The organism is Enterococcus sp. AZ015 (assembly GCF_050499225.1).
Lineage (GTDB): Bacteria > Bacillota > Bacilli > Lactobacillales > Enterococcaceae > Enterococcus_D > Enterococcus_D entomosocium.
Genome location: NZ_JBMHEX010000001.1, coordinates 2,487,962 through 2,500,535, shown reverse-complemented (window position 1 = coordinate 2,500,535; position 12,574 = coordinate 2,487,962). Strand labels below are relative to the sequence as shown.

The following is a 12,574-nucleotide window of genomic DNA, read 5'->3' as shown; positions in this document are numbered from 1 at the left end:
GCCAGTTGCTGCTAGGTCTGCGTTTTTTTGCCGATAAAAAAAAGGAGCCCGCCAGCGGAGACTGGCGGGATAGGAGTAAAAATGAAAAAGTGTTAGGGTTGTTTGTTGGTATGTATTGATAATAGCGGGAAAATGTGAAAAATATCGGAAAAGAAAGTAATAGAAGTGTGTCAATCTTTTGATGATTTTCGTAAAACATTCCAGCGGAACCCTTTTAGATCTTTGATTGACGGAAACACGAAATAAGGCTACACTGATGGCATCAAAGCAGTACAAGGAGGGGACAGGATGGATGCCATTACGATCAACGGATTAAGCAAACAATACAACAAGAAGTACGCCATCGAGAATGTATCATTGCAAGTGGCAGAAGGAGAGATTTTTGGCTTTATCGGACCAAATGGTGCGGGAAAATCAACGACCATCAAAGTATTGTTGAATTTTATTAAACCGGATGCAGGGCATGCGGCGATTTTTGGACGAGATTGCCAACAAGAAGCCAAAGAAATCAAAACGTTTACTGGATATGTTTCCAGTGATGTACGGTTTTATTCAAAAATGACGACAGCAGAATTGCTGGCATTTACGGCAGATTTTCATCAAGTCAAGCAGCCAAAAAAAGAGATTCAGAATTTGATGGAGCTTTTTCAAATTGATCCAAACAAATCGATCGCAGAACTTTCTTTGGGCAACAAGAAAAAAGTCGGGCTTGCGAGCGCCTTGATTGCACAACCGAGAATGTTGATTTTAGATGAACCGACCAATGGCTTAGATCCCTTGATTCAAAAACGGCTGTTTGAAGAGCTCCTTAGAAGAAACAAACAGGGGATGACGATTTTTCTATCTAGCCATGATTTGCATGAAATTCAGACCTATGCCCATCGGACCGCCTTTATTCGTGAAGGACAGATCATCACCGTGAAAGAACTGAGTGAGGAAGAAAATTTCGGCAAAGTTGTAACGCTCACGAATGAGGGGAGCCTCTCATTAGCCGGCTTGGAAAACGTGCAAGTTCTTGCTCAGGAATCACACAGCTTGCGTTTTTTCTATCAAGGGGACATGAATCAGCTGGCACATTTTTTAACCAATCCTGCCATTAAAGAGTTCACGATCGAACACCCAACCCTTGAACAGCAATTTATGCTGCTCTATGAAGGAGGTTCTCAAAAATGACTTTAATGAAAATCGACCTTAAAAATACCTTCAAAGGCTGGCTGGTCTGGACGATCCTTTTTGCAGCAATCATTTTTGCATTTACGGCTATCTATCCTCAAATGATCACGCCAGAAATGAAAACGTCCTTAGACCAGATGTTGGGCTCTTTCAGCCCAGAATTACTAAGCATCTTTAACATCCAACTGACAGGACCCTCAAGCTTGGTTTCACCGACAGGCTTTTTCGGGTACTACTTTCAATACTTATTTATCGCCGCGTGTATTTATGGGATGCTTTTAGGCTTGAACAGTCTGATCACTGAAGAATCAGAAGGAACGATCGAGTATTTATATGCTCAGCCTATTAGCCGTAGAGAAATCGTTGGGTGGAAGTTCCTCGCCCGATTGTTGCTGCTGACTGGCTTTTGGCTGATTGCCTATGGCAGTAGTCTGGCCTCGTTTGCTCTATTCAAACTACCAGGAGACGACCTGTCCTCTTTTATAGAAGAAATCAGCAAAATCTTCGTTGCCGAGTATGGTGTCTTAGTCTTCTTCCTCTGTCTAGGTTTCTTTTTATCCACGATCTTGCGTTCCAGCAAACAAACCGCAAGTGTCGGCTTAGGCTGCGTGTTCGGGCTGTATTTGCTCGGCATCGTGGGGGAACTCTACGATAAATTGGAATGGCTGGCAGGACTTTCGCCTGTGCGGATGGCATTACCCGTCCAACTCATGGATAACGGCGCCACATCAGTCCTATGGGTCCTGCTGATCGGTGTATTGTGTTTCTTTGGCACCTTTTACCGTTACGAGCGCAAAGACTTGCAGGTCTGAGCACAACAATCAAAAGACAAAAAAGAGCCTGTCAGCGGGGACTGACAGGCAAAGGAGTAAAAATGAAAAAGTGTTAGGGTTGTTTGTTGGTATGCTTATATAATAGTCTCGAAATGTGAAAAAAGTATGACGAAGCAGGCACGTTTTTGCGAAAAAATCATTGCGAAAGTTAAGAAAGCGTAAAGCATCCCTTCACCAAAAGGCTTGAAGGGACAACAAGAACCTAAAATCACTCCGAAGCAGCAGGCGGTTCATGCTGTTTCGGAGTGATTTTTTAGTTAAAGCTACTTGCTCAAATCAAGGCTATCGACATTGAAGGTGTCGCCATGTGCTAAGTCACCATAATGATAGCCACGGTTAAACCAGTCCACGCGCTGCTGCGATGTGCCGTGTGTAAAACTATCTGGAACAACATAGCCTTGGTATTCTTTTTGCAGCGTATCATCCCCGATGGCATTGGCAGCCGTGATCGCTTCTTGAATATCGCCAGCTTCTAAAATCGGCTGTCCTTGATAGGTTTCGCCTTGCAAATATTTCGCAAAGGTACCAGCTAAGTAGTCAGCTTGCAACTCCAAGCGAACGCTGTACTGGTTGTACTCCTTCTCTGAAACTTGCTGGCGGATTTTGTCCAATTGTTGGGTGATCCCCAGCTCATTTTGCACATGATGACCGACTTCATGGGCGATGACATAGGCCATTGCAAAGTCGCCGCTTGCGCCATATTTATCAGAAAGCTCATTGGCAAAACTCAGATCAAGGTACACATTCTCATCTGCTGGGCAATAAAACGGACCAACCTGTGACGTGGCATAGCCGCATGCCGACTGGACACTTCCCGTAAATAATACGAGTGTTGGGTCTTGATAGGTTTCTTGCCGCTCTTGAAAAACGTCTTGCCAGTAATCTTCTAAATAGCCGAACACGACTGCGGAAAACTCTTTTTCTTCCGTGTACTCACTGGTGCCCACATTTTCTGTCTGGTAATTGGCTGCTTGTCCGCTGCCACCCAAGACATCCGGCAGCGAATTTAAATCACCACCGCTAAACAGGAAAAATAAAACAGCGATGATCACCGTACCGATCCCGCCACCAGCAGCCAACATCCCACCTGAGCCAGATGATCGCCCCGTTCGATCATCGACATTGCTGCTTTGTCTACCCCCACGCCATTTCATGTTATCTCCTCCTATATAAATCCTAGCTTAATTATAAGAGAAAGGCGGCAGATTGTGAAAAAAAGCGCCTTGAAATTGTTATAAAATGCCTTCAGGAGCCTTAAAAATCAAAGTGTACACTCCTTTTAATCATTCTTTAATCTAACAATTAGCCTTCTAATTTGGTACAGTAGCAATAAAATAGATGTAGAGGGTGAGCGTATGAAAATGAATTATTCGGGGACATCGGAACGAAGGATTTTGATTTTTAAACGGTTGATTGCTGGCGAGCACCTCAGCTATCAGCAGTTAGCAGAGGATTATTTCGTTTCCCGCAGCAGTATTGCCAAAGATATTTCTTATTTAAAAGAGCTGTTTCAAAAAGAAAGCTTACGTCTGAGATTTGATAATTCAGGTACATTTTTTGAAGGAAGTGAATCCCAGATCCATCGAGTGCTCAAACGCTTTTGCTTAATGATGCTGGATCAACCAGCGGCGTTTTCCTTGTTGGTGGAACCTGAGAAATACCAGGAAGTAAATCAGGCCTTTCGTCGAGCGTTAGTGGAAAAACAAGTAGAAATGCCCGACAGCTATATTCAAAGTATCGTCCTTTCCATCGTGCTGCTGATCGAGCGGGCGAGTCATGCGGAAAACTTAGTGATTGAAGAAAACCGCCAAGTGGGGAAGCTGTTTTTGGAGTTCGACAAATATCCGTTAGTCTATGAGCTACTGAAAGAAATCGAAGAACAACACATTTATCAATTTTCACCAAAAGAAGTGCAATATCTAACCTACCTGATTGTCGGTAGCGGCTTGAAATTTTTTATGAAAAGTGAAAAAGTTCCTTTCGTCTTTCGGGGAAAAGTGCGTAACTTGATTCAAAAGATCAGCGAAGGCTTAGGCACCGACTTGACCCAAGACAATCGTTTGGAAGAAGATGTGACGATCCATCTGTATCAACTACTGCTGCGGATCGAAGCGCAAACCACAGTCATCAACCCTTTGTTAGAAGAAATCAAACAAAACTATCCTGCCTTGTATGGCGTGGTCTGGTTCTCGCTTCATGATTTCTTGAAAGCGTATCAAGTGGGGATCTCTGATGATGAGATCGGATTTGTCACAATCCATTTTCAAGCAGCAATCGAACGAATGCGCCGCATGAACAAAATCATTTTTGTCTGTCCCAATGGCGTCGGCACTAGCTCATTTGTCTCTGCGAAAATCCGTCGCATTCTACCTGAGATCGACAGTATCGAAACCGTTTCAGTAGAAAAATTAAAGCAGATGGACATTTCGGCGATCGATTTTATTATTTCAACCATCGATCTCGTAGGGATTCAAAAACCTGTGGTGCGGATCTCGCCTATGGTGACCAATCGCGACATGAAGCGGATCATGAATCACTACATCGATTTAGTCATCGATAATGAGGCGGTGGTCGATCAAAATGGTTTACTTCTTCAAGCCCAATCGATGATCCAGCCAACCGTCTTTTTCGAGCGATTTGCCAGTAAAACAGAAGCCATCAATTTTTTGATCGAACAAACCCCTTTTAGTGATGAAAAACGAAAAGCGCAGTTTCAGCAATCCGTCATTGAAAGAGAGCAGCTACAATCAACCTATTTAGATAATGGCTTTGCCATCCCTCATGGCAATCCGAATTATGTCGAAAAAACAGCGATCTCGATCCTGCTTTTGGATCAGCCAGTAGAATGGGGCAACCAAAAAGCGGACATCATTATTTTATTGATGATCCGAGAGGATGAGACGCAAAAGGTGGAACCAATGATGAAATTGATCATGCAAGGAATCGAAAACAAAGAATGGTTCCTATCAAAAATGTTGGAGGTTAAATCAGAATGAAAGTGAAGGATTATTTGCCTGAGAAGCATATACAGACGGATGAGACAGTGGCAGATTGGCGCTCAGCCGTAAAATTAGCCAGTCAGCCCTTGCTCGATGAAGCGCTGATCACGTCAGAATACATCGAAGCGATGATTCAAAGCGTGGAAGAAAATGGTCCTTACATGGTGTTGGCGGATTACTTTGCGCTGATGCATGCCCGTCCTGGAGAAGGGGTTTTGGAGCAAAGTATGAGCCTTTTAGTAACGAAACAGCCCATCGATCTTGAGGGCAAACCGGTGCGGATATTTCTTGTCTTAGCCGCCGCAGATAGTGAAAGCCATCTAGAAAGCTTGAAAGAGATCATGGCGATCTTTATGGATGAAGAAAAATACAACGTGATATTAAACGGCGATCGGGAACAAATTTGTCAATTATTCCATTAGGAGGAAAAGAATATGAAAATTTTAGCAGTATGTGGATTTGGTGTAGGAAGCTCAATGGTATTGAAGATGACGATCGATAAGGTGATCAAAGAGTTAGGGTTGACGGCAACTGCCGAGAATACTGATTTATCAACGGCAAAAGCGACACCAGCAGATGTCTATTTTACGAGTAATGAATTATTGAATGAGTTAAAAGCATCCGTGAAAGCACCCGTTTATCCAATCAAAAAGTATATGGATAAAGAAGAAGTCAAACAGCAAATGGAAAAATTTTTAGCTGAAAGAGAGGGATAATCATGAATTTTGTCACGGATTATATTTTAAAAAATCCGCCAGTCCTATTGGGGATTATTGCCATGATTGGGTTATTGGTACAAAGAAAACCTTTTGCAGAAGTTGTTAAAGGAACCTTAACAGCTTCCTTCGGGATGGTGGCATTGACGGCTGGGGTAAACATGTTGGTGGGAACGATCGCACCGATCAATGCTGCGGTTCAAACCCAATTAGGCGTTGCTGTGTCAGATGGACTCTCTGACATCACCTTTACGGCAGAATACGGCGGAACAGTTGGTTTAGCGATGTTTTTCGGCCTGATCATTCATTTATTGATTGCTCGCTTTACACCTGTGAAGACGATTTTCCTCACCGGTCACATGTTGTGGTGGTTCCCATTCGTCATCGTCGCTGGGGGCGTTGAAGGCGGACTTACCGGAATCCCACTGTTGATCTTAGGGGCGGTTCTATCTGCTTGTTACTGGTCCTTCATGCCATGGATCATGCGTAAATATGTGTGGGATGCCACAGGCGATGATTCATTCTTGATCGGTCATCCAACGGGGATCTTGTCATTGGTTTCAGGCTTTGTTGCAAAACGGGTCGGAAACAAAGAAAAATCGACGGAAGATTTGAAAGTGCCAGAAAATCTATCGTTTTTCCGTGAAATATCGATTACTGGCGCGTTAGTGATGTTTTTGATGAATATCGTTATCGGTCTGATTGCGCCCGTATTAGTTCCTGAAGGGGGCAACTTGGTGATGTTTGCGGTTGATGCTGGCTTGAACTTCGGTGCAGGATTATTGATCATGTTGTATGGGGTACGTCTATTGATCAACCAAATCATTCCCGCCTTTCAAGGGATCGCAGAAAAAGTCGTTCCTGGAGCAAAACCAGCTTTTGATGTGCCAATCTTGTTCAACTACCGTCCAAATGCTGTAATCATCGGCTTTATCGTGGCGATGATCACCTCAACGATTTTAGTGGTGATTGCCAATACCACCAACGTCTTTGGCATTTTGATCGTTCCTTTAGTCATCACCAGCTTCTTTGAATGTGGCGGTGCTGCGGTGATCGGTGAAGGACAAGGGGGCTTGCGAGGGGCCATTATTGGTACGATCACAGCTTCTGTCGTTATGGTAGCACTCGTTGGGATCTCTGCAGCGTTATTCTCAACGACGATTCAAAACTGGATCTTGATTTTCGGTGGGAACGATTTATCTCTATGGGGCATCCTTGGTGAATTGATCGGCAAGCTGTTTGGAGGGTTTTAAATGTTTCAATACTTTGAAAAAGCAAAAGAACTATTGTCTATTGTAGAAGAAAAAGAAGCACCAGCGATTGAGCAAGCCATTGAATTGCTGACGCAAGCCAACTTGACCAAAAAATCCATCTACATTTTTGGCGCTAGTCACGCTGGGATCTTAGCCGAAGAGATGTATTATCGAGCAGGCGGCATGATGACGATCAACGCGATCTTTGGAAGAGAACTGATGCTTGATCGCAGCCCAATCACCTTCACTAGTAAAATGGAGCGCTTAGAAGGCTACGGTAGTGCCTTGGCGGCGACCCAGCCCTTTACAGCAGGCGATGTGCTGATCTTGCATTCGGTGTCTGGGCGAAATCCAGTTATCATCGATATGGCGCTTCATGCCAAAGAAAAAGGGGTCAAGATCATCGCATTAACGAACCTTACCTATTCGAAAACAGTCAGCAGCCGTCATACATCAGGCTTGCGTTTGTTTGAAACGGCGGATATCGTCATCGACAATCATGGGGAGATTGGCGATGCTGCGTGTACGATTTCAGACGTAGAACAAAAAGTCGGACCTACATCCACCGTAGTCGGCGCAACGATCTTAAATGCGATTATCGTTGAAGTTTGCCAAAAACTAAAAGAAGCCGGTGTCGACTATCCGCCGATTTTTTACTCAGCGAACCTAGACGGCGGGGATGAATTGAACCAGTCCCTGTTTGAAAAGTACCAAGAAGCGATCCATTATCAGCTGTGACTGTATAAGTAACTTATCTTTTTATTAGAACGATCAGAACGAAAAATTTGAAAACTACTAATAGAACGAATTTTCTTGGGGGAATCAATTCGTAAATGTAGTGGTCAAATCTCGTTCAGATCGTTTTTTTTGTATTAGAATTTTAGAGCTTAATGAATTTTATTGGTACGATAAGTACCAGGTGTCGACCCTTCAAATTGTTTGAATACCCGAATAAAGGAATTGGTATTTTTAAAGCCGACTTTACTAGCAATTTCATTGATTGAACTTTCTTGTTCGCTCATCAGACGTTTGGCTTTTTCGACACGTAGTTGATTGACGTATGGTTTGAAGGACATGGACAGTCGTTCTTTAATCAACCGGCTTAAATAGGCTTCACTTAGATGAAACTGCTGGGCAATATCTGTTAAACTGAGGTCGCTGCAATAGTTGCTATTAATATATTGAATGATTTCATCTATTTTGGATCCATTATTTTTTTCCATGGTTTCGATCTGAGTGATCAGCGTGTCAAAAAGGGAAAAAATCGTTTTTTTCACATCGGGATCTGAAAACCCTTTTCTTAAATAAAGAAATTGTTTCTTATTTTGATTGTAGAATTCAGGATAGGAAATCTCTTTGATCACAGCAATTCGTTTTATTGTTAAGATCAGAGCGGTTGAAAATTCCTGAAGGAAGCCTAGGGAATGGTTGCTGGAAATATTGATCTCCACGATTTGTTGCAATAATTCTCTGGCATGGACAAAATCATCTACTTTGAAATATTGGATCAATAACTGTTCCTCATCAACGGTATAATTGATTTTATGAAGAGCATTGGATGTTGGAACCGGTATTTGATGGAACTGATCTTCGCCATTGCATTCATCTGACCACTGACAGGTTTCATGAAAGACTTCGATAAAATGTTCAAGAGAATGAAAAGGTTTTGATAGCAAGTAAGTCATTCTTAAGTTCAAACTGTCTTCGATTGTTAGTTTCAATTGATCGATCTCTTTCATGATTTGTGAAAATTCCTGATCATAAAAAAGAATGGCAAGGTGTTTTTCGGAAAAACTGATGATATCATAACACTTGATATGAAGATTTTTCTTGATCAACTGTTTTCGCACATGAATGATCTCTGTTTCATTAAAAGTGGCTTCTTCCGCCATCTCGCCTGAGAAGGTCAGAAAAGCAAAACTCCCACGTTTTTCTATGCCTTCAAGATGGAAAGTGGGCAGTAAACTCTTGCTCATATTGTACGTATATTTTCCGTAAAGCAGATTCTTCAAGAATAGTTCCTTTACTTCTTCTGAGACAGGGGATTGGAGCTGGTTGATCGAACTAGACGACTCGATTATCTGGTGCAAAGCTAAGTTGATATCATCAACTGTTAAAATATCAACATTACTCTTTTTGATTTCATCTAATATTTCTAGATAAGGTTTGTACATCCGCTTACTCAAGAAAATGACGATCAAAGCACCCAGTACGATCAAAACCATTAATGGAAGGAGAAAGGACGAAATTGTAGAGAGTGGAAAACTGCTTTGAATCGCGGTTGTCAATTCATAATTGGCAAAAGGGAGCACCTCTGAATTTTTTATAAAAACGATAGTATCTGATTGGGTCTCATGCTGAATGGTATTTTGTGTAAAATCAGTAAGTATCGGTGAACTAGTCTTACTAGAAGGATATTGTTGATCGATAACTTGTAGTCCTTGATTCATTGGAGACAGTAGTTCATTTTTTTTCCAGTAGGCAAAGAAGTAGAGGGTCTGATTCTCTACTTGCTCTTTATGAAGCATGATCAGCCGTTGATCAAGGGTTTCGAAGATGGAGGAACTGAAGCTGGCATCTGCCAGCATTTCGGAAAGAAGCCCGGATTTTGTTTCTATATTCAAGAAGGAAAAGAAATCATTGTAAACAAAATAGCCGTCAGAACTTACGATGATATGATTTTCTGGATTCAAGATTCCGATAGAGTATTCAAACTGATTCATTAATAAATAGTTTTCACGAATTTCATCATACATCGCTGAAAACAGCGCATAATCAGATTCAGTACTTTGGGAAAACAGTATAATACTTTCTTTTGTTGCTAAAGATTTCATTGAATTGAGGGCAAATCGAAGTTGTGATCAATGCGAAAAGCACTGTTTTCTAGCGTCATAATACTTTGGGTAGTTTGTTCAGTTTTCCGCTGATTAACTTCATTATTGATGACAATCACCATAATAAAAATAGTATATGCAATGATTACCGTTAAAAAGGTTAAGAATATTTTTCGATATGTTTTTGATTTCATAAGTGCTCCTTTCTTTTTTTGGTAACGTTTACATTGATTATAGAGATAAATTAGCTTGAGTCAAATCATCATTATTTGTAGTTGTCTACAAAACTTGATATTAAGAGTAAAAAGTGTATATTTCAACGAATAATAATGATATTCAACAATGGCTAAACAGGCTATATTTAAAGCGCTTACTTTAAGCAAGAGAAAATGAAAAAATTTAGGAGGAACGATTATGTCGATGAAAAGAAAAGCTGTATCATTACTGTCTCTAATGACACTACCAATGGTTTTAGCTGCTTGTGGGAACAGCGACGGCTCGTCAAATGGGGACGGGGCAGAGGGGAAAACCGAGATAAAGGTTACTTGGCGCAATACCGGGGAAAACGATAAAATGACCCAATATTTGGAAGAAACATTTATTCCACAATTTGAGAAAGAAAATGAGGACATTAAAATCGTACTTTCTCCGATTACCGCAAGTGAGGGAGACTATTTTTCAAAAGTTGCTCTTTCTATGCAATCGGAGAGCACAGCACCTGATGTAGTGGCAGAGGATTCGTTTATGTTGAATTCTGATGCAAATGCCGGTTACTTAACCAATCTTGATGAATATGTTGCTGACTGGGATCAATGGGATAAATATACAGAAAACTTAAAAGCTGGTGTCATTGCTGAAGATGGTAGTACGTATGCCATTCCAGGAACTTCTGATTCTCGCGGGATTTGGTACAACAAAAATGTCTTTAAGAAAGCCGGTCTGCCTGAAGACTGGCAGCCAACAACTTGGGGGGAGATTATTGAGGCAGCTGAAGCAATCAAAGCTTCCGATGAGAATGTGATCCCCTTAGGATTAGGTGTGGCTAAAGCCAATGGTGAGTCGGTTTCCATGCAGACTTTCCAGATGCTCTTATATGGTACTCAAGATACATTATTTGATAGTGAAACGCGTAAATGGCAAGTAAATACACAAGGAATCATTGATTCATTGGCTTTCATTGATGAAGTGTATAACCAAAAACAATTAGGACCATCATTATCCGTTGCGATCAACAGCAATTACGGATCTGTGATGTTCCAAGATAAATTTCCTAATGACGAAGTTGGTATGCTTCTAGATGGCTTTTGGAGTGCCGGCAACTGGGCCGAAAATGGGGCAACTCCTGTTGAGAATATGACAGAACGCTTTGGTTTTGCAGCCATGCCTACACAAAATGGTGGTGAACCGCCATTTACGACCATGTCCGGAGGTTGGACATGGGCCATTCCTGAAAAAGCACAAAATAAAGAAGCTTCATGGCGAGTAGTTCAAGCACTCGGTGGAAAAGAACAGCAAGCTGCACGAGCAATCGCTGAAGGGAATTTAACCGTCCGAGACGATTCAGCAGAAATAGCTGAATATAAGGAGCAACCTTTTATTGAGCAAGCAACCTCTTTCTTACAATATGCTCATTTCCGTCCGGCAGATGACAAATATCCTAATGTTTCAGTAGAAATCCAAACAATGGTTGAAGCAGTTGCCACTGGCAGCAAGACACCGGAAGAAGCAGCTAGTGATTATGCCGCCAATGTAACAAGGATCGTTGGAGACGATGCCGTTAACTAAATCATTAATAAAGAGAAGGAATTGCAGCAAACAATCCGAATGGAGGCTAACGTTTCTTCTCTTTAAAAAAAGAAAGGAGAAAAGAATGGAAAATTCGCTAAAACGAGAGCAGCAAATGTCCAATAGTAAAAAAGCGTTGATTTTTTTATTTCCCAGTTGGCTCTTGCTGCTGATATTTTTTGTTGGTCCAGTTATCTTAACTTTTATCTTTTCCTTCACGAACTTGGCTCTGACCGGTGCTGAAGCAAGTCAATTGCGGTTCATCGGCTTTGAAAATTTTGTGCGCATGTTCAATGATCCGGCTTTTCAAACTAGTGTCGTACGAACCTTGATTTTTGTCATTTTTTCTGCAGTGATCGGTCAATGTTTCTTAGGTTTTTTGATTGCATTTATGATGCGGGAGAAAAATCGAGCCTTTCGGCGAGTCGTTGGTCTGATCATCATTGCTGCATGGGTTACGCCGGAAGTCGTTGTTTCCTTTTGCTGGGTCGCTTTTTTAGGAGATAGCGGAACAGCTAATTGGTTGATGGGACTGATGGGATTTGAGCCGGTTGCTTGGCTGTTTGCTTTTCCTATGATAAGCGTTGTGGTTGCCAATATTTGGCGAGGAACCGCTTTTTCAATGATGGTGTTTCAATCCGCTTTAGATGAGATCCCTAAGGAAGTAGAGGAAGCTGCAGTTATGGATGGCGCCAGCCGCTGGCAAGTGATTCGAAAAATTACGATACCGATGGTCAAAGGTACCATTGCAACGAATTTGATGCTCGTCACTTTGCAGACATTGGGTGTCTTTACGTTGATTTATACTATGACTGGTGGTGGTCCCGGCAATCAGACTGCAACCCTGCCGGTCTTCATGTACAAACAAGCTTTTGTGAGCTATCAGCTAGGATACGGAACAGCGATTTCGCTGGTCTTGCTACTGATTGGTGCTGCCGCAAGCTTGATTTATATGAAAATGCTGAAAGTGAAAGTGTAGGT

The 12,574-nt window shown here is 41.9% G+C and carries 11 protein-coding genes; 9 read left to right on the top strand and 2 right to left on the bottom strand.

Going from position 1 to position 12,574, the window contains the following annotated elements; translation table 11 throughout:
* Nucleotides 1–288 precede the first annotated feature (288 nt).
* Nucleotides 289–1,173, top strand: coding sequence for an ABC transporter ATP-binding protein (locus tag IGK85_RS11625; protein ID WP_008379152.1), 885 nt, complete (start codon nucleotides 289–291; stop codon nucleotides 1,171–1,173).
* Nucleotides 1,170–1,985 carry an ABC transporter permease subunit gene (locus IGK85_RS11620; protein ID WP_008379151.1) on the top strand — a complete coding sequence of 272 codons (816 nt, stop codon included), beginning with the start codon at nucleotides 1,170–1,172 and terminating at the stop codon, nucleotides 1,983–1,985. The genes IGK85_RS11625 and IGK85_RS11620 overlap by 4 nt, the downstream gene beginning before the upstream one ends.
* A gap of 284 nt (nucleotides 1,986–2,269) precedes the next feature.
* Here IGK85_RS11620 and ypfJ read toward each other — a convergent pair whose 3' ends face one another.
* Entirely contained in the window at nucleotides 2,270–3,160 is an 891-nt protein-coding gene (gene ypfJ / locus IGK85_RS11615; protein ID WP_008379150.1) for a KPN_02809 family neutral zinc metallopeptidase, read from the bottom strand.
* A gap of 201 nt (nucleotides 3,161–3,361) precedes the next feature.
* Here ypfJ and IGK85_RS11610 point away from each other — a divergent pair, with 201 nt between their 5' ends.
* From IGK85_RS11610 to IGK85_RS11590, 5 genes are read left to right on the top strand one after another with little or no spacing between them, the layout of a single operon-like run.
* Nucleotides 3,362–5,002: a BglG family transcription antiterminator gene (locus IGK85_RS11610; protein WP_008379149.1), complete on the top strand. Its 1,641-nt coding sequence runs from the start codon at nucleotides 3,362–3,364 to the stop codon at nucleotides 5,000–5,002.
* On the top strand, nucleotides 4,999–5,427 hold the full coding sequence (locus tag IGK85_RS11605; protein WP_005234553.1) for a PTS sugar transporter subunit IIA: 429 nt from the start codon (nucleotides 4,999–5,001) through the stop codon (nucleotides 5,425–5,427). The genes IGK85_RS11610 and IGK85_RS11605 overlap by 4 nt, the downstream gene beginning before the upstream one ends.
* A 12-nt stretch (nucleotides 5,428–5,439) precedes the next feature.
* Nucleotides 5,440–5,721: a PTS sugar transporter subunit IIB gene (locus IGK85_RS11600; RefSeq protein WP_005225413.1), complete on the top strand. Its 282-nt coding sequence runs from the start codon at nucleotides 5,440–5,442 to the stop codon at nucleotides 5,719–5,721.
* 2 nt (nucleotides 5,722–5,723) lie between these two features.
* Nucleotides 5,724–6,974: a PTS ascorbate transporter subunit IIC gene (locus tag IGK85_RS11595; RefSeq protein ID WP_005234555.1), complete on the top strand. Its 1,251-nt coding sequence runs from the start codon at nucleotides 5,724–5,726 to the stop codon at nucleotides 6,972–6,974.
* Complete coding sequence (locus IGK85_RS11590; protein WP_008379144.1) at nucleotides 6,975–7,712, top strand: SIS domain-containing protein; 738 nt, start codon at nucleotides 6,975–6,977, stop codon at nucleotides 7,710–7,712. It begins immediately after the preceding gene.
* Nucleotides 7,713–7,861: 149 nt separating this feature from the next.
* Here IGK85_RS11590 and IGK85_RS11585 read toward each other — a convergent pair whose 3' ends face one another.
* Nucleotides 7,862–9,808: a helix-turn-helix transcriptional regulator gene (locus tag IGK85_RS11585; protein ID WP_429972250.1), complete on the bottom strand. Its 1,947-nt coding sequence runs from the start codon at nucleotides 9,806–9,808 to the stop codon at nucleotides 7,862–7,864.
* A 414-nt stretch (nucleotides 9,809–10,222) separates the two neighbouring features.
* On the opposite strand from IGK85_RS11585, the gene IGK85_RS11580 reads away from it, so the two are divergent.
* Both IGK85_RS11580 and IGK85_RS11575 read left to right on the top strand, forming a co-directional pair.
* Nucleotides 10,223–11,593, top strand: coding sequence for an extracellular solute-binding protein (locus IGK85_RS11580; protein ID WP_008379140.1), 1,371 nt, complete (start codon nucleotides 10,223–10,225; stop codon nucleotides 11,591–11,593).
* An 85-nt stretch (nucleotides 11,594–11,678) separates the two neighbouring features.
* Nucleotides 11,679–12,572 carry a carbohydrate ABC transporter permease gene (locus IGK85_RS11575; protein WP_008379138.1) on the top strand — a complete coding sequence of 298 codons (894 nt, stop codon included), beginning with the start codon at nucleotides 11,679–11,681 and terminating at the stop codon, nucleotides 12,570–12,572.
* The last annotated feature ends 2 nt before the right edge of the window (nucleotides 12,573–12,574 follow it).